The sequence below is a fragment of the Streptomyces sp. NPDC047853 genome (genome assembly GCF_043204535.1).
In the GTDB taxonomy this organism is placed as follows: Bacteria; Actinomycetota; Actinomycetes; order Streptomycetales; family Streptomycetaceae; genus Streptomyces.
Genome location: NZ_JBIDCI010000002.1, coordinates 171107 through 191872 on the forward strand (window position 1 = coordinate 171107; position 20766 = coordinate 191872).

Below are 20766 nucleotides of genomic sequence, written 5' to 3' on the forward strand. Positions count from 1 at the left end.
CGTCACGTGACCGGGCGCAGGCCCAGCGGGCCGGCGATCTCCTCCACCATGACCCGGCCGGCCTCCCGCTCCAGGGCGTCGTCGCCGAGGTCCTGGTCGGTGTCGAGGCCGTCCAGTTCCTCCAGGGGCTGGTTGAGGCGGACGTGGGCCACCACGGACTGGAGTGCCCGCAGGGTCGCGGAGGCCGTGGAGCCCCAGTTGGAGAAGTAGGAGAACTGCCACCACCACAGGGCCTCGGTGGTGCGGCCCGCCTTGTAGTGGGCCATGCCGTGGCGGAGGTCGGTGATGACGTCGGTGAGGTCGTCGGAGATACGGGCCGGGACCGGGGCCTTGCGCGGCTCGTAGGGGTCGAAGACCTCGGAGTAGACGTCGATCGGTTCGAGGAGGCGGGCGAGGTTCTCGCGGAGGTCGTCCACGTCCAGCTCCGGGCCCGGATCGGGCTCGTAGCGATCGTCGGGGACGATGTCCTCGTGGGCGCCGAGACGGCCTCCGGCCAGCATCAGCTGGGAGACCTCCAGGAGGAGGAAGGGGACCGCCGAGTCCGGCTCGTCGCCCTTGGCGACCTCGGTGACGGCGACCAGGAAACTCTCGATCTGGTCGGCGATCTGGACGGCGAAGTCGTCGGGGTTCTGGTTCGTCGCGTGCAGCGTGGCGTCAGACATCTAGGAGTCGTCTCCCCTCGAAGGCGCGGCCGAGGGTCACCTCGTCCGCGTATTCCAGGTCGCCGCCCACCGGGAGGCCGCTGGCCAGGCGGGTGACCTTGAGGCCCATGGGCTTGATCATGCGGGCGAGGTACGTGGCCGTGGCCTCGCCCTCCAGATTCGGGTCCGTGGCCAGGATCAGTTCCGTCACGGTGCCGTCCGCGAGGCGGGCCAGCAGCTCACGGATGCGGAGGTCGTCGGGGCCGACTCCGTCGATCGGGCTGATCGCGCCGCCGAGCACGTGGTAGCGGCCGCGGAACTCGCGGGTGCGCTCGATGGCGACGACGTCCTTCGGCTCCTCCACCACGCAGATGACGGACGGGTCGCGACGCGGGTCGCGGCAGATGTTGCACTGCTCCTCCTGCGCGACGTTCCCGCAGGTGGCGCAGAAGCGGACCTTGGCCTTCACTTCCATGAGGGCCTGGGCGAGCCGCCGTACGTCGGTCGGTTCCGCCTGGAGGATGTGGAAGGCGATCCGCTGCGCGCTCTTGGGACCGACGCCGGGCAGCCGCCCCAGTTCGTCGATGAGGTCCTGGACCACGCCTTCGTACAACGGACTGCCGTCCTTCCTGAGATACCTGCACTACGTACGGTAGAGGGCTTTGCCCGGTCTGAGAAAGGCGGGCGGGTGCGTGGGCGGGGGCGGCGGGCCTAGAAGGGCAGGCCCGGGATGCCGCTTCCGCCGCCCAGGCCCTGGGCGAGGGGGCCGAGCTTCTGCTGCTGGAGGTTCTGCGCGTTCTCGTTGGCCGCCTGGACGGCGGCGACGACCAGGTCGGCGAGGGTCTCGGTGTCCTCCGGGTCCACCGCCTTCGGGTCGATCACGAGGCCGCGCAGCTCGCCGGAGCCGGTGACGGTGGCCTTGACCAGACCGCCGCCCGCCTGCCCGTCGACCTCGGTCCTCGCCAGTTCCTCCTGGGCCTGGGCGAGGTCCTGCTGCATCTTCTGGGCCTGCTGAAGCAGCTGCTGCATGTTGGGCTGGCCACCACCGGGGATCACGTTCAGCTCCTGTCGCCGCTGTTGCCGCGGGGTCGCCGCGGGTTTTGCCGTTCGGCACGAGCCTACGTGGTCCGGGCGGCCCTCGCCCCAGCACTCTTTCGAGTGATATCGAGCGCTCCCCCTACCTGATCAAGGCCCTCTTCCGGGCGGAAAAGCGGCTGAACCCGGGGCTCGGCCACCCGTTGGGCGGTAGGAAGGTTCCGGCGCATGAGGTCTTCAGGTCCTCACGGACGGTGATCAGTAGGGAGTGCGGGTGGGTCAGCCGGAGATGCAGCCCGAGGGGCCGCCGCACGACGGGCGGGGCGGCGAGGGGGCGGCCGGGCTGCGGCCGGGCGACCTGACCGGTCGGGCGTTCCCCCTGGGGGACTGGGCACTGCCCGCGGAGCGGCTGGACGAGCTGTACCGGTGGGTCGAGCGGGGCGCGCTGGACACGGCCGCCTGGTACCTGGCGGACCGGCTGTGGAAGCGGCGGAGCGCCGTGGCGCTGCGCGGCGGGGCCGCCACCGGGGCGGTCGCCGGGGCCGCGCTGCCCCTGCTGGACATGTCGGGGCTGGTGGGCGGGGCCGCGCCCTGGGGGTATCTGGCGCTGTTGTTCGGGGTGGCGTGCGTGGCCGCGGACCGGTACTTCGGGGTCACGTCCGGGTGGATGCGGGACGTGGCGACGGCACAGGCGGTGCAGCGGCGGCTCCAGGTGCTCCAGTTCGACTGGGCGTCGGAGAGCGTGCGCGAGGTGCTGGGACCCGCGGACGGGACGGCGAGCGAGGCGGCCGAGCGGTGCCTGCTGGTGCTGCGCCGCTTCTCGGAGGACATGACGGACCTGGTGCGGGCGGAGACCGCGGACTGGATGGTCGACTTCCGGACGGGCGCGGCGCCCCTGGGTCTCCAGTCGGGGGTGGCCGGCGGGGCGGGCCGCGCGGAGGCGGGCGGCTTCGCCGGGCCGGGCCGGTTCTCGGTGGCGCCGAACGGCGCCCGGCCGAACATGCCCAGGCAGCGGCCGCCGGAGCCGCGCTGAGGTGAGGCGCGGCGGCGACCTGCCCGCCGCCCGCGCGCGGAGCGGCGCTGCACGGCCCCGGCAGCGGCGCCCAGCGCGAGCGTCCGGAGCTGGACATGGCGCGGGACACGCGTCCCTGCCCGTCCGGCTGAGGCGTCCGGGACGCGCCGCCCGCGCGGGGCCGCTCAGTCCCGGCGGTAGGTCAGCTTCTCGTCGGTGCCCGTGTTGGTGCGCTCCAGGGTGCCGTCGGGCAGGAGTCTGACCCGGGAGGGGTCGCCCGGGGTGCAGGTGGTGGCGGGGCCCACCGTCACCGTGGAGGGGCCGATGTCCAGGGGGCCGTCGGAGTCCGGGGCGTCGCTGAGCTCGGCCTCGAAGACGCAGTGGTAGGTGCCGTTGCCCGCGGGGCCGTCGGCGACGAGGGACAGGACCGTGTCGCCCACGTCGCCCTGCTGGATGGTCAGGTGCCGGGTGTGGACACCGGAGGCGTTGTCGATGGTGGTGGACCACGTGCCCAGGTACGCGGTCGGGATCGTGCCGTCCTGGGTCGTCGGCGTGGTCGGGTCGGTCGTCGGCCGGTCGGCTTCCGTCGTCGGAGCGGAGCCGTCCGTGCTGGGGCCCGGGTCCACCGAGGCGCCGACCGTGGAGCCGCCCGTGCTGCCGCCGTCGGTCCGGTCGCCGGCGTCGTCACCGCTCATCAGCGCGTAGACCGAGCCGCCGGCCCCCAGCGCGACGACGAGGGCGACCGCGACCAGCACCGCTGTGGAGCGGCCCCTGCGGGACGGCTCGTGCGGGGGGCCGTACGCGGGCGGAGGGCCGTAGGGCGGGGTCGAGCCGAGGCCGCCGCCGTACGGGTGGTGGCCGGGTGGGGGTGTCCCGGGGTAGCCGTAGGCCGGGGCGTAACCGTGGGCGGGCGGCTGGGGCAGGGGGTGGCCGTGGGCGGGCGGCAGGTGGTGGCCGTGGGCGGGCGGGGGCGTCGGCGGGCTCTGGCCCGCGACCAGGGTGGGGAGGTGGTTCAGCGGGGTGCCGGCGCTGCCCGGCTCGCGGGGTGGCGGCGGGCCGTCCGGCGTCGCGGCCGGTTCCCGCTGCGGGGGCGGGGGCGCGGCCGGGTTCGCGCCCGGGCCGTCCGGCGCCGGGCCGGCCGTCGGGGCGGCGCCCGGGCCGCCTGCTCCTGGTGCCCCCGGTGCCTCCGGGTCCTCGGTGTCCAGCAGCCGTACCGCGTGCCGGCCGAGCTGGGCCACCAGCGCGCCGGGCAGCCACGGGTCGCGGGAGCGGCCGTCGGCGACCGTGTCCTGCGCGCCCGTACGCGCCAGGACCTCGGCGAGGCCGGGGCGCGCGGCGGGGTCCTTCTTCAGGCAGTCACGGACGAGGTCGGCGATGCCCTCCGGCACGGCCGCCAGGTCGGGCTCCTCCTGCGCGATGCGGAACATCAGGGCGTGCACACCGCTGTCGGTGGTGCCGAAGGGCAGCCGGCCGGTGGCGGCGTAGGCGAGGACGGAACCGAGGCAGAAGACGTCGCAGGCGGGCGTGATCCGGTCGCCGCGCACCTGCTCGGGTGCCATGAAGCCGGGTGAGCCGACGAGCGCGCCGGTGCGGGTGAGCCCGCCGTCGGTCACCGTCTGCAGGGCCCGCGCGATGCCGAAGTCGATGACGCGGGGTCCGTCGATGGTGACGAGGACGTTGGACGGCTTGAGGTCGCGGTGGATGATCCCGGCGGCGTGGATGTCCTGGAGGGCGTGGGCGAGCCCGGCCGCCAGGGTCCGCACCGAGCGCTCCGGCAGGGCGCCGTGGTCGTGGCCCACGACCTGCTGGAGGCTGGGCCCGGCGACGTACCCGGTGGCGACCCAGGGCACGGCCGCCTCGGTGTCGGCGTCCAGGACGGGCGCCGTCCAGTACCCGCCGACCCGGCGCGCGGACTCGACCTCCTGCCGGAAGCGCTCCCGGAACTCCTCCTGCGCGGCGAGTTCCGTGCGCACCAGCTTCACGGCGACCGTGCGTCCGCGGTCCGAGCGCGCCAGGTAGACGTGGCCCATGCCGCCCGCGCCGAGCCGCCCCAGCAGCCGGTAGGCACCGATGTGCCGCGGGTCCCCGCCCCCGAGTTTCTGCATGTTGCGCCGCCTTCCCCCCGAACGTGAGCAACAGACCGAGGATAGTGCGGGGCGGCGCCCCCGGTGAGCCGGTCTTCTCGACCTCTTGTCTACGGTTCCGTAACGGGCGGGCCGCTCATCTCGTCCAGCGCCTTCGACAGCCGTTCCACGGCCTCGACCGCCGCCGCCAGCTCCGCCACGGAGCCGTAGGCCCCGGCCAGCCGGCCGGCGAGGGCGGCGTGCCCGGGGTCGATGCGGGCGACGGCCGCGTAGCCGGCCCCGGTCGGCGCGAGGAGTTTGGCGCGACGGTGGGCCGGGTTGGGCCGGTACTCGGCGAGTCCGCCCTCCACCAGCAGGTCGGCGACGCGCTGCACGCTCTGCCGGGTGATGCCCATCGCGCGCGCGACACCGGAGACGGGCAGCGGCTCGCGCAGCACCGCGCCGAGCACCTGCCAGCGGGCGGCGGTGAGCCCGGCGGGGCGGGCCAGTTCCTCGGCGACCGCGAGGAACTGGCCGTTGAGCCTGAAGGCGCCGAGCGCGGCGCGGCTGAGCAGGTCCTGCGTCTCCCGGTCGCTCACGCGGCGCCCGCCTCCGCCAGCACGGCGTAGGCCTCCGGGTCGGAGTCGTGGAACAGCCGGTACCAGGCGTCCAGCAGCTCGCCCTGGTACGCCCCGAGCAGGCCGAGGACCTCGCGGGCGAAGGCGACCGGTTCGGTGGGCCCCGCGGTGATCAGGCCGCCGTCGGTGACCGCGTCGGCCTCCACGTACCGCGCGCCGCCCGCGTATCCGGTGGCCGCCAGGTAGAAGGAGACGGCGCTGGTGTGCGCGCGGTCGTCGAGCAGGCCCTCGCGGGCCAGTCCGGCGGTGGCGCCGCAGATGGCGGCGACGGGCACCCCGGCGTCCAGGAAGGCGCGGGCGGTGCGGGCGAAGGGGGCGAGGTCGCTCGACGTGTCCCACAGGTCGGCGCCCGGGAGGATCAGCAGGGAGCTGTCCTCGGGGCGCAGGTCGGTCAGGGCGAGGTCGGGCCGGACGCGCAGGCCGCCGATGCTCGTGACGGGCGAGGTGGAGAGGGCGACGGTTCGGACCGGGAAGCCGGCCCGGGCCAGGTGGGCCGTCGCGTGACCGGTCTCCCAGTCGGCCAGGGTGTCGTACACGGCGAGGTGGACGGGCTTGCGGGTGCCGTTCATGTCTCCTCCTGGGAGCACGGTGTCCATATGACAGAAGACTGTCATTACGGCAGCATGCTGTCAATGGACTCCGGCCCGGCTCGTCGACAACCTGTCGTGGAAAGCGCGCGACCACAGACAGGACGCCGATTCCGTTTCCGCATCGCGGACATCTACGCTCGGCCGCATGACCCCTCAGCCCGACCCCCGGACCGGCGCCGCCGTGAAGGCCGCGGACCGCGCGCACGTCTTCCACTCCTGGTCCGCGCAGCAGCTCATCGACCCGCTCGCCGTCGCCGGCGCCGAGGGGTCGTACTTCTGGGACTACGAAGGGAAGCGGTACCTCGACCTCGCCAGCGGTCTCGTCTACACCAACATCGGCTACCAGCACCCCAAGGTCGTCGCCGCGATCCAGGAGCAGGCCGCGCGGATGACGACCTTCGCGCCCGCGTTCGCCGTCGAGGCGCGCTCGGAGGCGGCACGGCTGATCGCCGAGCGGACGCCGGGCGACCTGGACAAGATCTTCTTCACCAACGGCGGCGCGGACGCCGTGGAGCACGCCGTGCGCATGGCCCGGCTGCACACCGGCCGGCCCAAGGTGCTGTCGGCGTACCGCTCGTACCACGGCGGCACCCAGCAGGCGGTCAACCTCACCGGCGACCCGCGCCGCTGGGCCTCGGACAGCGGCACGGCCGGTGTCGTGCACTTCTGGGCGCCCTTCCTGTACCGCTCGCGCTTCTACGCCGAGACCGAGGAGCAGGAGTGCGCGCGGGCGCTGGAGCACCTGGAGACGACGATCGCCTTCGAGGGCCCGGCCTCCGTCGCCGCGATCATCCTGGAGACGGTGCCGGGCACCGCCGGGATCATGCTGCCGCCCGCCGGTTACCTCGCCGGGGTGCGCGAGATCTGCGACAAGTACGGGATCGTGTTCGTGCTCGACGAGGTCATGGCCGGCTTCGGGCGCACCGGCACGTGGTTCGCCGCCGACCTGTACGACGTGGTGCCCGACCTGATGACCTTCGCCAAGGGCGTGAACTCGGGCTACGTCCCGCTGGGCGGCGTCGCGATCTCCGCGCGGATCGCCGAGACCTTCGCCGAGCGGCCCTACCCGGGCGGACTGACCTACTCCGGGCACCCGCTGGCCTGCGCCGCCGCCGTCGCCACGATCAACGTGATGGAGGAGGAGGGCATCGTCGCGCACGCCGCCCGGCTCGGCGCCGAGGTCCTCGGGCCGGCGCTGCGGGAGCTGGCCGAGCGCCACCCGAGCGTGGGCGAGGTGCGCGGGGTCGGGATGTTCTGGGCGCTGGAACTGGTGAAGAACCGGGACACCCGGGAGCCGCTGGTCCCCTACAACGCGACCGGGCAGGCCGCCACCCCGATGAACGCCTTCGCCGCCTCCGCCAAGGCGCACGGCGTGTGGCCCTTCGTGAACATGAACCGCACCCATGTCGTACCGCCGTGCAACGTCTCCGAGGCGGAGCTGAAGGAGGGCCTGGTGGCCCTGGACACGGCACTGTCCGTGGCGGACGAGTACACGGAGTAGAGCGCCTGCCCGCAGGCGGGCAGGAACGGGAGCCGAACGCGTAAGGTGGCGTGCTCGTACACGGTAGACATGTGTGCGAGTACGCCACCGTCCTGTGTGCGGGCACGCCACGGCCTCGCGCGCGAGTGCGCCGCAGGCACGTGTGCGCCCCCACGGCCGCGTGCGCGAGTACGCCCCCGGACGCGACGAGGAGACCGCCCGACCATGCCCGGCCCCAGCGGCGGCGCCGCCGTCACCCGCAGCACCCTGCGGCAGCAGATCGCCGACGCGCTCCGCGACGAGGTGCTCGCCGGGCGGCTCCGGCCGGGACAGGAGTTCACGGTCAAGGAGATCGCCGACCAGTACGGGGTGTCCGCGACGCCCGTGCGCGAGGCGCTGGTCGACCTGTCGGCACAGGGGCTGCTCGACGCCGACCACCACCGCGGGTTCCGCGTCCACGAGTACTCGGTCGACGACTTCCGGAGCATGATCGAGGCCCGCAGCCTCGTCACCGACGGGATGTTCCTCGCCCTCCTCGCCGACCGGCCGGACGGGCCGAGTCCGGACGACCCGCGGATCGCCGCCGCGCTCGCCGGTGTCCGCCGCCGCGGCGAGGAGGCCCAGCGCGCCGCCGCGGCCGGGGAACTGACCGTCCTCATCGGCTACGACCTGCGCTACTGGCGCGAGCTGGCCCTCCTGTTCGGCAACCGCCACCTCGCCGACTTCCTGCACCGGCTGCGGGTGCAGAGCTGGGTGTGCACGGTGCAGCACCTGCGCCGGCTCAGCGACCTGCGGGGCGCCCTGTGGTCCGGGCACACCGAACTGGTCGACGCCCTCGCCCGCCTCGACGCCCCGGCCGCCCGCTCCCTCGTCGACGCGTACAACGCCCACTCGCTCGCCCTCATCGAGCGGCTCGCCGACGGCTGACGCGGGGCCCGCCGGCGGATGACCACCGCCCGACGTGTCGTGGTCCGGCCCCAGATGGGTATGGGACCTGCACGCACCGCGCACCGACTACGCTTCCTGACCACCGCGCCCGATCACCGCGCCCGATCCCCGTGCCCGTGCCCGTGCCCGATCACCGTGTCCGATCCCCGTGCCCGACCGTCGCCCTTGACCACCATGCTGTGTGAGGAGCTCTCTTTTGGCCTGTGACCTGTGGCTGGTACCGCTCGTCGACGTCTTGTGCCACACGCCGGACAACCCGTTCGCCGAGGAACTCGCGCAGTACGACAAGGTGCTCGCCGAGGCCGGGCTGCCGCCGGTGCCGGTGTACCAGTACATGCCGGGACTGACCGGTGAGGTCGCCCCGGTGGCCGGTTTCGACTACGACGCGCTGCACTTCCTGCGCCGGGCGTACCTGCTCCGACTGTGCGGGCTGCCGGTGACGCCGGTGGACGAACTCGGCGGTGACTACGAGCAGTTGCTGGAGATGTTCGAGTCGACGGCCCAGCGCTCGCACCTGGTCTGGCACTACGACCACGCGGGCGCCTACGTGCCCGTCGACTTCCCGCACCCGCTCGCCAGCGACGAACTCCTCGCCGGGGGCGGCCCCCTGGGCTCCTCGCACACCCTGCTGCGGGAACTGGAGGCCGTCGCCCCGGCCCTCGGCATCGACCCGGCCAACCCGCCCGCGCCGCCGAGCCCGCCGCTCGCCCCGACGGAACTGGAGGAACCGGCCGTGCCCGCACCGCACGACTCCAGCCCCTTCGCCCGGGAGCGCCACGTGTGGCTGGGCCTGCACGCGGCGGCCACGCGGAGCCTGGCCCAGGGGTCGATGATCGTCTTCAGCTGACCGGTCGCCTCCGGTCAGCCGAGCCGGGACAGGCCCGTCGCCAGGTCGTCGGCGTTCATGATCGGACAGACCTCGACGTCGGCGTTCATCTCCATGAGGAACGGTTCGCCGATCGGAGGCAACTGGGAGCTCTCCTGCATGTCGAGGACGAGCAGGGCCGTGCGGCGGCCGCCGAGGGTGCCGAAGTAGGCGGCCTCCGGCCCGATGTGGTCGAGCATCTCCTTCATCATCCCCGGCATCCTGCCGCTGCGGATCAGCTCGTTCGACTTCTCCGTGTCCAGCGTCGCCTTGAGCAGCACGCGCATCGCACTCACCTTCTTCTGCCGACGCGCCGTGTACATCCTCAGCCTATGCCCGAGATGTGCAGCTCGCTCAGGCGGTCGGGCTCCGCGACGACGTCTATGCCGGTGATGAGCCCGTCGTCCGCGAAGGTGAAGCGGAGCACCACGCGCAGCCTGCCGTTCTCGGCCATCGCCAGGCCCAGCCGGCCGTCCACGAGGAGTACGCCGGTGAACCGGGCGCGGGCCATCGAGGCCATCGCGCCCCGGGCGACCGGCTCCACGCCGGTGATCTCGACGGGTGCGGGCGTCGGCACGACCGCCGCGTCCGCGCGCAGCACGACGTCCGGGTGGAGCAGGGCGACCAGCGCGTCGAAGTCGCCGCCGCGGGTGGCCGCCAGGTAGGCGTCGACCGCGCGGCGGCGGCGGGGCGCGTCGGCGTCGGGCGCGGGCACGCCCCGCACCCGGCGGCGGGCGCGGCTCGCCAGCTGCCGGGTGGCCGCGGGGGTCTTGCCGACCATCACGGCGATGTCGTCGAAGGGCACGTCGAACATGTCGTGCAGGACGAAGGCCAGTCGCTCGGCCGGTCCCAGGGTGTCCAGGACGATCAGCAGGGCGATGCCCACCTCGTCGGCGAGCTGCACCTCCTCCGCGGGATCCGCGGTGCGCGCGCCGGGCGGGGCGGTGGCGGGCCGGCGGTCCGTGCCGTCGTCCAGGGGGTCCTCGCGGCGGGTGGCGCGGGCGCGCAGCATGTTGAGGCAGACCCGGGCGACGACGGTGGTGAGCCAGGCGGAAGGGTTCTCCACCCCGGAGGTGTCCGCGCGGTCGGCGCGCAGCCAGGCGTCCTGGAGGGCGTCGTCGGCCTCGCCGAGGGAACCGAGGATGCGGTACGCGACGGCGCGCAACCGGGGGCGGTCCTGCTCGAAACGCTCTGCCATCGCATCGGATCGTCCGGGCACCGTACGGCTTCCTTCCGCGTCCTCGGGGCCGGGCGGGTCCGACGGGTCCGGTGCGGTCCGGTGCGGTCCGGTGCGGTCCGGCGGGTCCGGCGAGTCCGACGGGTCCGGCGGGTCCGGCGGGTCCGGCGGGTCCGGCTGGGGCACCCCAGTGAACCACTCCGGGGGCCCGCTCCCTCAGCGGATCAAGGAGATTCCGGGCGGCCACAGCACCCCGTCCGCCAGCAGCAGCGCCGGCCCCAGATGGACGGGGCACACCCGCAGCGGCACCCTCCGGTGCCGGGCCACCTCGAAACGGACGGGGTCGCCGCAGTCCCCCGGGTCGGCCTCGACGCCGTACGGGCCCTGACAGGAAGCGGCGCGGTCACGGTCGGTCATGCCCCGATCCGACACCACGCGTGGCGGCGGCGCCCGGCGGAGGGGGCCGAACGGCAGGCGGCACCTGTCCGACGGGCCCTAGACGACGTCGGCGTCCTGCAGACCGACGCACTTGCGCTTCTGCGGGAGCCACTTCACGGCGGGGTCCAGCGCGGTGAGGATGCCGCCGACCTCCTCGCGCGGCCCGGTGTACGTGAACTCCACGGCCGGTGAGCGGCCGTAGGTGCGCAGGACGCTCACGCCGTCGCGCTTGAGCCGCTCCTCGTCCAGCACCCAGTCGACGCCGTCGACGGTGACGCAGAGGTTGATGTTGGGCGGCAGTTCCTCGGCGCCGCAGCGGAAGACCGCCTCCTGCCCGCCCCAGGCCGCGACCCCTTCCCCGAGGGTCCAGTCGCGCGAGGCGCCGGGTATGTCGTCGGGCAGGCGGGAGACGACCTCGTCGCACTGGGCGTGGTCCGCGTGCGGGGCGGCGGAGACGCGGTGGCTGTCGACGTAGAGGAGTCCGCCGGTGACGGCGACGACCGCGACGGTCAGCCAGATCCACATCCGGACGGAGGGCTTCCCGCGCAGGCCGACGGGCAGGGGGTTACCGATCCGCATGTTCCGCTCGCTCCGCGCCGTTCCGTCCACTGCTGGTACCGGCCAGCGTAGCCGCCGCCCGGATGCCGACGGCCGGGGCCCCGTGCGGGGTCCCGGCCGTCGGTACGCGTCGGTACGCGTCGGTACGCGTCCGTGGTGCCTACAGGAACGAGTTGATCTCGATCGTCTCGTCCCGGCCCGGGCCCACGCCGATCGCGGAGATCGGGGCGCCGGACATCTCCTCCAGCGCCTTCACGTACGCCTGGGCGTTCTTCGGCAGCTCGGAGAAGGACTTCGCCTTGCTGATGTCCTCGCTCCAGCCCGGCAGCATCTCGTAGACCGGCTTCGCGTGGTGGAAGTCGGACTGCGAGTACGGCAGCTCCTCGACGCGCTTGCCGTCGATCTCGTAGGCCACGCAGACCGGGATCTGCTCCCAGCCGGTGAGGACGTCGAGCTTGGTGAGGAAGAAGTCGGTGAGGCCGTTGACACGCGTCGCGTAGCGGGCGATGACCGCGTCGAACCAGCCGCAGCGACGGTCGCGGCCGGTGGTGACACCGCGCTCGCCGCCGATCCGGCGCAGGGCCTCGCCGTCCTCGTCGAACAGCTCCGTCGGGAACGGGCCGGCGCCGACGCGCGTCGTGTACGCCTTGAGGATGCCGATGACCCGGCTGATCTTCGTCGGTCCCACGCCGGCGCCGGTGCAGGCTCCGCCCGCGGTCGGGTTCGACGAGGTCACGAAGGGATACGTGCCGTGGTCGATGTCCAGGAGCGTGCCCTGGCCGCCCTCGAAGAGGACCACCTTGTCGTCGTCGAGGGCCTGGTTGAGGACCAGGACGGTGTCGGCGACGTACGGGCGGAGCTTGTCCGCGTAGCCCAGCAGCTCCCCGACCACCTGCTCGACGGCGATCGCGCGCCGGTTGTAGAGCTTGGTGAGCATCTGGTTCTTGGCGTCGAGCGCCGCCTCGACCTTCTGGGTGAGGATCGACTCGTCGTAGAGGTCCTGGACGCGGATGCCGACACGGTTGATCTTGTCGGCGTAGGTCGGACCGATGCCGCGGCCGGTGGTGCCGATCTTGCGCTTGCCGAGGAAGCGTTCCGTCACCTTGTCGACGGTCACGTTGTACGGCGTGATGATGTGCGCGTTTCCGCTGATCAGGAGCTTGGACGTGTCGACGCCGCGCTCGTTCAGCCCGCTCAGCTCGGAGAACAGGACCGACGGGTCGACAACGACACCGTTACCGATGACCGGCGTACAGCCGGGAGACAGGATTCCGGAAGGGAGCAGGTGGAGGGCGTACTTTTGATCGCCCACGACTACCGTGTGGCCGGCGTTGTTGCCGCCCTGGTAGCGCACCACATAGTCGACGGAACCACCGAGCAGGTCCGTCGCCTTTCCCTTGCCTTCGTCACCCCACTGAGCACCGAGCAGCACAAGTGCGGGCACGCGCGTACACCCCTTCCGGGCGGGGCATGTCCATGGTCGAGGGCGTACGCGGTGGATTTCCGCCACGTACACCGCGACCGTCGTTGGCCGCCAACCGTCGGACCGGATGCCCCGGAATAGACGAAGCCCCTGGCGCAATAGCGCAAGGGGCTCTTGCACAAAGATGCTACCCGAGGAAGCGAGGCATGGCCGAGGTGGCGACTTCCGCGAACTCTTCCGCGACATCCTCAGCGAGGCCCGATCAGCTTCTGGTGGTCGTCGATCCGGTCGCCCGGCGCACCGACGGGGAGTCCGTCCGGATCGCGAAAGACGTGCTCAGCGCGGGTGCGGCGAGCACGAAGGTGTGTCTGCCGGAGAGCCCGGAGGAGTTCGCCCGGGCGTTGCGGCGGCGGGGTTCGCGACGGCCCGTCGTGGTCGGTGACGACCGCGCGCTGCTGCGCGCCGTGGCCCTGCTGCACCGGCACCGGGAGCTGGCGGGGTGCGCGCTGTCCGTGGTGCCGGTGGGGCCGGTGCTGGGCCTCACCCGGTCGCTCGGGCTGCCGTCGGGCGCGGTGGCGGCGGCCCGGTCGGTGCTGGAGGGGGCGGAACGGCGCCTGGACCTGCTCGTCGACGACAGCGACGGGGTGGTGCTGGGGGCGGTGGGGATCCCCCCGGTCTCAGTCGCCGGGCAGCGGGACGCGGGGGCGGCGCGGCCGGGCGCCGGGACGGGCGCGTCCGCCTCGACCGGGGGGCACCACTGGCTGCGGACCTGCCAGTCCCTCGTACGGACGCTGGCGCCCTCGCGTCCGGCCCGGGGCACCGTGACCGTGGGAACGGCCGGTCCGGCCCGGCTGCGGGTGGAGGTCGACGGGGTGACGCTGGTGGATCTGGACCAGCCGGTGGAGGCGGTCTCGGTGGTGCCGGGCGCCGGCGGGGTGGCCGTCGTGGAGGTGCGGCCGTCGTCGGTGGACGCGGAGGCGCCGGCGCTGACGGCGACCGGCCTGACGGTGACCGTGTCGGGAGCGCACTTCCGCTACCGGGCCGACGCGGTCGTCTCGGGGCCGGTACGGACGCGCACCTGGACGGTGCGGGAGGGGGCGTGGGGGCTGACGCTGCCGGTGGGGTGAGGGTGGGGTCGTGGGGCGTGGGGTCGTGGGGCGTGGGGTCGTGGGGCGTGGGTCATGAGGGGGGTGGGGGTGGGGCCTGCGGGCCCGTGGTGGGGCCCGGGGCTCTCAGTCCCGTCCGAACCGCTCTTCCCGGTGCACCCGCCAGCGCTCCATCATCGCCGCGACCTCGCCGTCGACGAACTCGAAGAACGCCAGCGTCTCGGCCATCCGGCGGCCCGCCGGGGTCCCGGCGCCGAGGCTGGCGACACCCTCACGCAGCGCGCTTCCCCACCGCTTCACGATGGCCTCGCGGTTGGTGAGGGCCTCGTACCACTGGTTGCTGTGCACCCGGTACCGCTCGCGCCGTGAGCCGGGTTCGCGCTCGCGCGAGACCATGTGCTGCTGCGCGAGGTAGCGGACGGCACCCGAGACGGCGGCCGGGCTGACCTGAAGCCGTTCGCCGAGTTCGGCCGAGGTCAGCGAACCCGAGTCGGAGGCGAGCAGGGCCGCGAAGACACGGGCCGGCATCCGCTGCATACCGGCCTCGACGAGCTGTGCGGCGAAGCTCTCCACGAACTTCGACACCGCCTCGGGGTCGCGCTCCCGTTCCGCGGCCGGTGCCGCCCCCCTCGCCCTCGTCGTCTCCGTCAGCTCCGTCAGCTCCTTCGCTTCCCTCATCCTTCGATCATCCCTCACTTCCTGACACTTTCTTAACTTCACAAATTTCTGAAAGTAGCGTACCTTCCGAAACATGACCAAGGCAATCAGCGTCTCCGGACTCCACAAGTCCTTCGGCCGGACGCGCGCGCTGGACGGACTCGACCTCGCCGTAGAAGCAGGCGAGGTCCACGGCTTCCTCGGCCCCAACGGCGCCGGCAAGTCCACCACCGTCCGCGTCCTGCTCGGCCTGCTGCGCCCCGACTCGGGCGCCGCTCAGGTGCTCGGCCGCGATCCCTGGTCGGACGCCGTCGACCTGCACCGCCGGCTCGCCTACGTTCCCGGCGACGTCGAACTGTGGCCCCAGCTCACCGGCGGCGAGGCCATCGACCTGCTGGCGCGGCTACGGGGCGGGCTGGACAAGCGGCGCCGCGCCGAACTCGTCGAACGGTTCGCACTGGACCCCAGCAAGAAGGGCCGCGCCTACTCCAAGGGCAACCGGCAGAAGGTCGCGATCGTCGCCGCGCTCGCCTCGGACGCCGAGCTGCTGCTCCTCGACGAACCCACCGCGGGCCTCGACCCGCTCATGGAGGTCGTCTTCCAGGACGTCATCACCGAGGCCAAGGCCGCCGGCAGGACCGTACTGCTCTCCAGCCACATCCTGGCCCAGGTGGAGAAGCTCGCCGACCGGGTGAGCATCATCCGGCTCGGCCGGACCGTCCAGTCCGGCACGCTCGCCGAACTGCGGCACCTGACCCGCACCACCATCGAGGCGGAGACCGAGCGCCCGGCCACCGGCCTGGACGCGCTGCCCGGCGTCCACGACCTGCGGACCACCGACGGCAGGGTCCACTTCGCCGTGGACGGCACCGAGGTCGACGGCGCGGTGCGCAAGCTCACCGAGTTCGGCATCCGCAGCCTCGTCAGCCATCCGCCGACCCTGGAGGAGCTGATGCTGCGCCACTACGACGACGGCGTACGGGGAGCCCTGCGATGACCGCCACCTCGACGGCCCCCGCCGGCTCCGCGGCACGCCCCCGGCCCGGCACGGGCCGCACGGACGCCCTGGCCGGCACCGGCACGCTGATCCGCTTCGCCCTGCGCCGCGACCGCGTCCGGCTCCCGGTGTGGATCGCGGCGCTGGTCCTCGGCACCCTGTCGACGGCCGACAGCTTCGCCGAGCTGTACAGCGGGCCCGAGGACCGGGCCAACGCCGTGGAGACGATGAGCAGCCCGGCCGGCCTCGCCATGACGGGCCCGCGCCACTACCTGGACGACTACACCTTCGGCGCCATGCTCGGCCACCAGATGCTCGGCTTCACGGCCGTCCTCGTCGGCCTGATGAGCGTCCTGGTCGTCACCCGGCACACCCGTGCCGAGGAGGAGACCGGACGGGCCGAACTGCTGCGCTCGACGGTCGTCGGCCGGCACGCCCACCTCGCCACCGCCCTCGCCGTCGCCCTGCTGGCCGACCTGGTCCTCGCCCTGCTGCTGGCCCTCGGCCTGACCGGCCTCGGCATCGAGGGCATCGACGCCTCCGGCTCGCTGCTGTACGGCGCCTGCCACGCCGCCATCGGCCTCGTCCTCGCCGCCGTCGCCGCCGTCACGGTCCAGGTCACCGCCCACGCCCGCGGTGCCACCGGCATGGCCCTCGTGGTCATCGGCGCCGCCTACGTCCTGCGGGCCGCCGGCGACAGCGGCCCGGCCGGCGCCCTGTCCTGGCTCTCCCCGATCGGCTGGACCCAACGCACCTACGTCTACGTCGACGACGACTGGTGGCCGCTGCTGCTCTGCCTCGCCCTCGCCGTGGCCTGCGCGGCGGCGGGGTTCGCGCTCTCCACCCGGCGGGACGTGGGCGCGGGCCTGCGGGCCGAGCGGCTCGGCAGTGCGCACGCCTCCGCCGCCCTGGGCACGGCCCTCGGCTCCGCCCTGCGGCTGCACCGCGGGATGTTCGCCGGTTTCGGCCCCGGCCTGTTCCTGATGGGTGCGATGTACGGCTCGCTCCTCGGGCAAGCCGACGACATGCTGAAGGACGTCGACCAGGTCCAGGAGGCCCTGGAACGCCTCGGCGGTGCCGACATGGCGGAGTCGTTCGCCGCGATGGTCATGGTGGTCGTCACGGCGGTCGCCGCCGTGTACGTGGTGATGACGGCGCTGCGGCCCCGGACGGAGGAGACCGCGGGCCGGGCCGAACCGCTGCTCGCCACCGCCCTGTCCCGCGGGCGCTGGGTCGGCGGCCACCTGGCCGTCGCCATGGGCTGCGGCACGCTCGTCCTGCTGCTGGCCGGAGCGGGCATGGGCCTCGCGGGCGCCGCCTCCACCGGCGACGCCGCGCTGCTGCCCGAGCTGATCGGCGCGGCCCTCGCGTACGCGCCCGCCCTGTGGGTGACGGCCGGGGTGGCGACGGTGCTCTTCGGCTGGTTCCCGCGGGCGAGCGCGGCGGCCTGGGCCGTGCCCGCGTACGTCTTCGTCGTCGGCTACCTCGGGCCGATCCTGCGCTTCCCCGACTGGCTGAACAACCTCTCCCCCTTCGGCCATGTGCCCCGGCTCCCGGCCGCGGACATGGAGTGGACCCCGCTGCTGGTGCTGACGCTCGTCGCCGCCGGTCTGGTGTGGCTGGGTCTGGCGGGCTTCGGGCGGCGGGACCTGGAGACGAAGTAGGCGGGATGGGCGAGGTGGACGAAGCCGGCGGGCGGACGCCTCACGTCTCGACGGTCAGCCCTTCCAGCCCCCGCATGACGAAGTGGGGCCTGCGCCGCGGCTCCGCGGCGAGCCTCAGCCCGGGTGCCCGTGCGAGCAGGGACGTCATGGACGCCGCCAGCTCGATGCGGGCCAGCGGGGCGCCGATGCAGTAGTGGATGCCGGCGCTGAAGGAGATGTGCGGGTTGTCCCGGCGGGCGAGATCGAGACGGTCCGGGGCGGTGAAGACCGCCGGGTCGTGGTTGGCGGAGCCGAACAGCAGCGCCACCTCGGCGCCCCTCGGCAGGACCGTGCCGTCGATCTCGATCTCGTCCAGCACCCAGCGTTCGAAGAGCTGGAGCGGGGTGTCGTAACGCATCAGCTCCTCGACGGCCGAGGGGACGAGGGAGTGGTCGGCGCGCAGGGCCGCCAACTGGTCCGGGTTGCGGAAGAGGGCCAGCCAGCCATTGGTCGTCGCGTTCACCGTGGCCTCGTGACCGGCGTTCAGCAGCAGGACGCAGGTCGAGATCATCTCCTGTTCGGTGAGACGGTCGTCCTCGTCGTGGGCCGCGATCAGGCCCGAGATCAGGTCGTCGCCGGGCTCCTTGCGACGGGCCGCGATCAGACCGCGCAGGTACTCCGAGAAGGCGAGCGACGCGCGGACCGCCTTCGCCGCCGTCTCCTCCGACGGGTTCAGCTCGTACATCCCGCAGATCTCCGCCGACCAGGGGCGCAGCGGGCCCCGGTCGGACTCGGGAATGCCCAGCATCTCGGCGATCACGGCCACCGGGAGCGGTTCGGCCACGTCCCGCAGCAGGTCGCCGCCGCCCGCCTCCACCAGCCGGGACACCAGGTCGTCCGCGAGGGCGCACACGTACGGCTTCAGCCGCTCCACGGTCCGCGGCGTGAACGCCTTCGACACCAGCCGCCGGATGCGGGTGTGGTCCGGCGGCTCCAGGTCGAGCATCCCGTGGTCGTTGAGCGTGTGGAAGGGCTCCTGCTCCGGCGGGTGCGGGGCCCGGCCGAAGTCCTCGTCGGTGAAACGGTGCCGGTAGGTCCGGCCCAGGCGTCGGTCGCGCAGCAGCGCCGACACGTCCGCGTGGTGCGGGACGAGCCACTGGTCGCTGGGCTCGTAGTAGTGCACCCGGCCCCGGGTCCGCAGCTCGGCGAAGGCGGGGTACGGGTCGGCGACGAACGCCGGGTCCCACGGGTCGAACGCGAGGTCGGATTGAGCCGTCATGGACGGACGATAGGACGCCGACCGGGCCCCTGCCCAGAGGTCCCGGACCGCCGGCCGCGACCGGCGCGCCCCGGCCCGGTACCGACACCGGGCCCGTCGGGGCCCCCTGGTCACCCCGGCGTGACCAGCCTGGCCTCGTAGGCGAAGACCGCCGCCTGGGTGCGGTCCCTCAGCCCCAGCTTCACCAGGACGCGGCTGACGTGCGTCTTGATCGTCGACTCGGCGACCACCAGGTGCCCGGCGATCTCCGCGTTCGACAGCCCCTGCGCGATCAGCACCAGGACCTCCGTCTCCCGGTCGGTCAGCTCCCCGTACGCCGCCTGCGCCTGGGGCATCAGACGCGGGCCGTCGGACAGCTTCGAGAACTCGGTGATCAGCCGCTTGGTGATCGAAGGGGCCAGCAGCGCCTCCCCGGCGGCCACCACCCGCACCCCGTCGGCCAGTTGCCTCGCCGAGGCGTCCTTCAGCAGGAAGCCGGAAGCGCCCGCGCGCAGCGCCTGGTACACGTACTCGTCGAGGTCGAAGGTGGTCAGCACCAGCACCTTCGACGTGCCGTCCGCCGCGATGATCTCCCTCGTGGCCTCGATGCCGTTCAGCTCCGGCATGCGGATGTCCATGAGGACGACGTCGGGGGCGAGTTCGCGGACCTTGCCGACGGCCTCGCGGCCGTTGACCGCCTCGCCGACGACCTCGATGTCCGGCATCGCGTTCAACAGAACCGAGAAGCCCTCGCGCACCATCATCTGGTCGTCCGCGATCAGGACGCGGATCGTGCCGTCGGTCATGCGTCCCCCTCGTTCACCACGGTGACCGGCAGGTACACCGCCACCTCGTAGCCGCCGTCGTCGGTGGGGGCGGCGGTCATCTCGCCGTTCAGCATCGACACCCGTTCCCGCATGCCGGTGATGCCGTGCCCCGCGCCGGGTGAGGGCTTCACGAGGCTGGTCTCGGGGAGCGGACCGTTGACCACGCGCAGGCCCAGGCCGCCCAAGACGTAGGAGACCTCGACGCGGGCGGTGGCACCGGGCGCGTGCCGCAGGGTGTTGCTCAGCGCCTCCTGCACGATCCGGTACGCCGACAGCTCCACGCCGGGCGGCAGCTCGCGCACCGCGCCGGTCACCGCCTTCTCCACGCTCAGGCCGGCGTCGCGGACATTGGCGAGCAGGCCGTCCAGGTCGGCCAGGGTGGGCTGCGGGGCGTCCGGGACCTCGTAGTCCTCGGCCCGGACGACCCCGAGGACGCGGCGCAGCTCGGTGAGCGCGGCCACCGCGTTCTCCCGGATGGTGGCGAAGGCGCGCTCCAGCTCCTCCGGCGGGTTCTCCACCCGGTAGGGCGCGGCCTCCGCCTGGATGGCGACCACCGACATGTGGTGGGCGACCACGTCGTGCAGCTCCCGGGCGATGGTGGTGCGCTCCTCCAGCAGCGTGCGCCGGGACCGCTCGTGCGCGGTCACCGTCTCCTGCGCGGTCACCTGCCGCCGGGCGTCGCGACGGATGTGCCAGAGGGAGACCACGAGCAGGGCGAAGGCGGTGAGGACCAGCATCGGGGAACTGTTGCCGCCGTAGTGGCCGGCGCCCCAGAAGGACTCGTTGGCGAAGCCGTACGCGGCGGTCAGACCCCACATCCACACGGCCGTCCGGGGCCGGGTGCGTATCGCCACGATCACCAGCACCGCCAGGTGGCAGATGAACGCGCCGGGCAGCCACGGCCAGTCGCCCCAGCTGCTGCCGAGCAGTGCGACCACGGGGGTCGCCGCCATCGACATCCAGAACGCGCCGACCGGCCGGACCAGCGTCGCCAGCACCGGGGCCGCGCACACCAGGCCGCTCAACAAGGCCAGTGGGCCGTCGTTCATCCCGCCGGCCCAGCCGCCGTAGAAGGCCAGCAGCGCTGCGGCTGCGACCACGGCGTACGGAACGCGCGCCGCGTACGGCCGCAGCCGGGCGGGGAGGTGGCGACCCCACGGGCCGGCGGCGGCCGGGCGGGGCAGTGGGCGGTAGGCGAAGGCGTCGTGGAACAGGTCCTCGCGCAGTCCGCTCAAGGCGTCCATCGCCAGCCGGTACTCGGGGCTGCGGGACCCGCTCCCGTCTCCGGGATGCGTGGTCCGCGTCTGGGTCGTCTCGGTCACATCAGCAACGGTAGGGGCCCCGTGGTCCGCGGTCGTCACCAGTGAGAGGGGTCCTTCGGTGTCCGCCTCAGGTACTACGGCGATGACG

General features: G+C 73.3%; 22 protein-coding genes. 7 read left to right on the forward strand and 15 right to left on the reverse strand.

Going from position 1 to position 20766, the window contains the following annotated elements:
• Positions 1-2: 2 nt before the first annotated feature.
• The 3 genes from ACGF5T_RS04740 to ACGF5T_RS04750 form a co-directional block, all read right to left on the reverse strand.
• On the reverse strand, positions 3-662 hold the full coding sequence (locus ACGF5T_RS04740) for a DUF5063 domain-containing protein (protein ID WP_356602291.1): 660 nt from the start codon (positions 660-662) through the stop codon (positions 3-5).
• Positions 655-1254, reverse strand: coding sequence for a recombination mediator RecR (recR, locus tag ACGF5T_RS04745; protein ID WP_087808111.1), 600 nt, complete (start codon positions 1252-1254; stop codon positions 655-657). Before recR ends, ACGF5T_RS04740 begins: the two co-directional genes overlap by 8 nt.
• 98 nt (positions 1255-1352) lie before the next feature.
• On the reverse strand, positions 1353-1697 hold the full coding sequence (locus tag ACGF5T_RS04750; RefSeq protein ID WP_356602293.1) for a YbaB/EbfC family nucleoid-associated protein: 345 nt from the start codon (positions 1695-1697) through the stop codon (positions 1353-1355).
• A 253-nt stretch (positions 1698-1950) separates the two neighbouring features.
• On the opposite strand from ACGF5T_RS04750, the gene ACGF5T_RS04755 reads away from it, so the two are divergent.
• Positions 1951-2709 (forward strand): SLATT domain-containing protein, encoded by a 759-nt coding sequence (locus tag ACGF5T_RS04755; RefSeq protein WP_356602295.1) that lies wholly within the window; start codon positions 1951-1953, stop codon positions 2707-2709.
• Between the two features lie 164 nt (positions 2710-2873).
• On the opposite strand, the gene ACGF5T_RS04760 is transcribed toward ACGF5T_RS04755, so the two are convergent.
• The 3 genes from ACGF5T_RS04760 to ACGF5T_RS04770 form a co-directional block, all read right to left on the reverse strand.
• Positions 2874-4793, reverse strand: a complete 1920-nt coding sequence (locus tag ACGF5T_RS04760) for a serine/threonine-protein kinase (RefSeq protein ID WP_356602297.1) — start codon at positions 4791-4793, stop codon at positions 2874-2876.
• 89 nt (positions 4794-4882) lie between these two features.
• Positions 4883-5350: a helix-turn-helix domain-containing protein gene (locus ACGF5T_RS04765; RefSeq protein ID WP_356602299.1), complete on the reverse strand. Its 468-nt coding sequence runs from the start codon at positions 5348-5350 to the stop codon at positions 4883-4885.
• Complete coding sequence (locus ACGF5T_RS04770; RefSeq protein WP_361011937.1) at positions 5347-5958, reverse strand: DJ-1/PfpI family protein; 612 nt, start codon at positions 5956-5958, stop codon at positions 5347-5349. The genes ACGF5T_RS04765 and ACGF5T_RS04770 overlap by 4 nt, the downstream gene beginning before the upstream one ends.
• A 166-nt stretch (positions 5959-6124) precedes the next feature.
• On the opposite strand from ACGF5T_RS04770, the gene ACGF5T_RS04775 reads away from it, so the two are divergent.
• The 3 genes from ACGF5T_RS04775 to ACGF5T_RS04785 all read left to right on the forward strand — a co-directional run bounded on the left by ACGF5T_RS04775 (position 6125) and on the right by ACGF5T_RS04785 (position 9254).
• The gene (locus ACGF5T_RS04775) at positions 6125-7480 is read left to right on the forward strand and encodes an aspartate aminotransferase family protein (protein WP_356602303.1); all 1356 of its coding nucleotides are present in this window, start codon (positions 6125-6127) and stop codon (positions 7478-7480) included.
• Between the two features lie 204 nt (positions 7481-7684).
• Positions 7685-8386, forward strand: a complete 702-nt coding sequence (locus tag ACGF5T_RS04780; RefSeq protein WP_356602305.1) for a GntR family transcriptional regulator — start codon at positions 7685-7687, stop codon at positions 8384-8386.
• A gap of 217 nt (positions 8387-8603) precedes the next feature.
• Positions 8604-9254: a hypothetical protein gene (locus tag ACGF5T_RS04785; RefSeq protein WP_356602307.1), complete on the forward strand. Its 651-nt coding sequence runs from the start codon at positions 8604-8606 to the stop codon at positions 9252-9254.
• A gap of 14 nt (positions 9255-9268) precedes the next feature.
• Here ACGF5T_RS04785 and ACGF5T_RS04790 read toward each other — a convergent pair whose 3' ends face one another.
• The 5 genes from ACGF5T_RS04790 to ACGF5T_RS04810 all read right to left on the reverse strand — a co-directional run bounded on the left by ACGF5T_RS04790 (position 9269) and on the right by ACGF5T_RS04810 (position 12889).
• Entirely contained in the window at positions 9269-9559 is a 291-nt protein-coding gene (locus ACGF5T_RS04790; RefSeq protein ID WP_356602309.1) for a hypothetical protein, read from the reverse strand.
• Positions 9560-9597: 38 nt separating this feature from the next.
• Positions 9598-10470: a sigma-70 family RNA polymerase sigma factor gene (locus ACGF5T_RS04795; RefSeq protein WP_366766472.1), complete on the reverse strand. Its 873-nt coding sequence runs from the start codon at positions 10468-10470 to the stop codon at positions 9598-9600.
• A 195-nt stretch (positions 10471-10665) separates the two neighbouring features.
• Positions 10666-10866 carry a hypothetical protein gene (locus tag ACGF5T_RS04800; RefSeq protein ID WP_356602313.1) on the reverse strand — a complete coding sequence of 67 codons (201 nt, stop codon included), beginning with the start codon at positions 10864-10866 and terminating at the stop codon, positions 10666-10668.
• A 78-nt stretch (positions 10867-10944) separates the two neighbouring features.
• On the reverse strand, positions 10945-11466 hold the full coding sequence (locus tag ACGF5T_RS04805) for a DUF3515 family protein (RefSeq protein ID WP_356602315.1): 522 nt from the start codon (positions 11464-11466) through the stop codon (positions 10945-10947).
• Positions 11467-11605: 139 nt separating this feature from the next.
• A complete protein-coding gene (locus ACGF5T_RS04810) occupies positions 11606-12889 on the reverse strand; it encodes an adenylosuccinate synthase (RefSeq protein ID WP_356602317.1) in 1284 nt (427 codons plus the stop codon).
• Between the two features lie 185 nt (positions 12890-13074).
• Here ACGF5T_RS04810 and ACGF5T_RS04815 point away from each other — a divergent pair, with 185 nt between their 5' ends.
• Entirely contained in the window at positions 13075-13995 is a 921-nt protein-coding gene (locus ACGF5T_RS04815; RefSeq protein WP_356602319.1) for a diacylglycerol kinase, read from the forward strand.
• Positions 13996-14100: 105 nt separating this feature from the next.
• Here ACGF5T_RS04815 and ACGF5T_RS04820 read toward each other — a convergent pair whose 3' ends face one another.
• Entirely contained in the window at positions 14101-14652 is a 552-nt protein-coding gene (locus tag ACGF5T_RS04820; RefSeq protein ID WP_361011955.1) for a MarR family transcriptional regulator, read from the reverse strand.
• A 73-nt stretch (positions 14653-14725) separates the two neighbouring features.
• On the opposite strand from ACGF5T_RS04820, the gene ACGF5T_RS04825 reads away from it, so the two are divergent.
• The gene (locus ACGF5T_RS04825) at positions 14726-15628 is read left to right on the forward strand and encodes an ABC transporter ATP-binding protein (RefSeq protein ID WP_361011958.1); all 903 of its coding nucleotides are present in this window, start codon (positions 14726-14728) and stop codon (positions 15626-15628) included.
• Entirely contained in the window at positions 15625-17292 is a 1668-nt protein-coding gene (locus tag ACGF5T_RS04830; protein WP_366766473.1) for an ABC transporter permease, read from the forward strand. The genes ACGF5T_RS04825 and ACGF5T_RS04830 overlap by 4 nt, the downstream gene beginning before the upstream one ends.
• A 40-nt stretch (positions 17293-17332) precedes the next feature.
• Here ACGF5T_RS04830 and ACGF5T_RS04835 read toward each other — a convergent pair whose 3' ends face one another.
• From ACGF5T_RS04835 to ACGF5T_RS04845, 3 genes are all read right to left on the reverse strand, one after another.
• Positions 17333-18550, reverse strand: coding sequence for a cytochrome P450 (locus tag ACGF5T_RS04835; protein ID WP_366766474.1), 1218 nt, complete (start codon positions 18548-18550; stop codon positions 17333-17335).
• A gap of 110 nt (positions 18551-18660) precedes the next feature.
• Positions 18661-19335, reverse strand: coding sequence for a response regulator transcription factor (locus ACGF5T_RS04840; RefSeq protein ID WP_361011967.1), 675 nt, complete (start codon positions 19333-19335; stop codon positions 18661-18663).
• A complete protein-coding gene (locus ACGF5T_RS04845) occupies positions 19332-20720 on the reverse strand; it encodes a sensor histidine kinase (protein WP_392887106.1) in 1389 nt (462 codons plus the stop codon). Before ACGF5T_RS04845 ends, ACGF5T_RS04840 begins: the two co-directional genes overlap by 4 nt.
• Positions 20721-20766 lie beyond the last annotated feature (46 nt).

Excerpts from the sequence above, each read along its gene's own strand:
- ACGF5T_RS04740 (WP_356602291.1), bottom strand. The coding sequence starts at position 662 with ATGTCTGACGCCACGCTGCACGCGACGAACCAGAACCCCGACGACTTC.
- ACGF5T_RS04760 (WP_356602297.1), bottom strand. The coding sequence starts at position 4,793 with ATGCAGAAACTCGGGGGCGGGGACCCGCGGCACATCGGTGCCTACCGG.
- ACGF5T_RS04770 (WP_361011937.1), bottom strand. The coding sequence starts at position 5,958 with ATGAACGGCACCCGCAAGCCCGTCCACCTCGCCGTGTACGACACCCTG.
- ACGF5T_RS04775 (WP_356602303.1), top strand. The coding sequence starts at position 6,125 with ATGACCCCTCAGCCCGACCCCCGGACCGGCGCCGCCGTGAAGGCCGCG.
- ACGF5T_RS04780 (WP_356602305.1), top strand. The coding sequence starts at position 7,685 with ATGCCCGGCCCCAGCGGCGGCGCCGCCGTCACCCGCAGCACCCTGCGG.
- ACGF5T_RS04790 (WP_356602309.1), bottom strand. The coding sequence starts at position 9,559 with ATGCGCGTGCTGCTCAAGGCGACGCTGGACACGGAGAAGTCGAACGAG.
- ACGF5T_RS04795 (WP_366766472.1), bottom strand. The coding sequence starts at position 10,470 with ATGGCAGAGCGTTTCGAGCAGGACCGCCCCCGGTTGCGCGCCGTCGCG.
- ACGF5T_RS04800 (WP_356602313.1), bottom strand. The coding sequence starts at position 10,866 with ATGACCGACCGTGACCGCGCCGCTTCCTGTCAGGGCCCGTACGGCGTC.
- ACGF5T_RS04805 (WP_356602315.1), bottom strand. The coding sequence starts at position 11,466 with ATGCGGATCGGTAACCCCCTGCCCGTCGGCCTGCGCGGGAAGCCCTCC.
- ACGF5T_RS04815 (WP_356602319.1), top strand. The coding sequence starts at position 13,075 with ATGGCCGAGGTGGCGACTTCCGCGAACTCTTCCGCGACATCCTCAGCG.
- ACGF5T_RS04820 (WP_361011955.1), bottom strand. The coding sequence starts at position 14,652 with ATGAGGGAAGCGAAGGAGCTGACGGAGCTGACGGAGACGACGAGGGCG.
- ACGF5T_RS04825 (WP_361011958.1), top strand. The coding sequence starts at position 14,726 with ATGACCAAGGCAATCAGCGTCTCCGGACTCCACAAGTCCTTCGGCCGG.
- ACGF5T_RS04830 (WP_366766473.1), top strand. The coding sequence starts at position 15,625 with ATGACCGCCACCTCGACGGCCCCCGCCGGCTCCGCGGCACGCCCCCGG.
- ACGF5T_RS04835 (WP_366766474.1), bottom strand. The coding sequence starts at position 18,550 with ATGACGGCTCAATCCGACCTCGCGTTCGACCCGTGGGACCCGGCGTTC.
- ACGF5T_RS04840 (WP_361011967.1), bottom strand. The coding sequence starts at position 19,335 with ATGACCGACGGCACGATCCGCGTCCTGATCGCGGACGACCAGATGATG.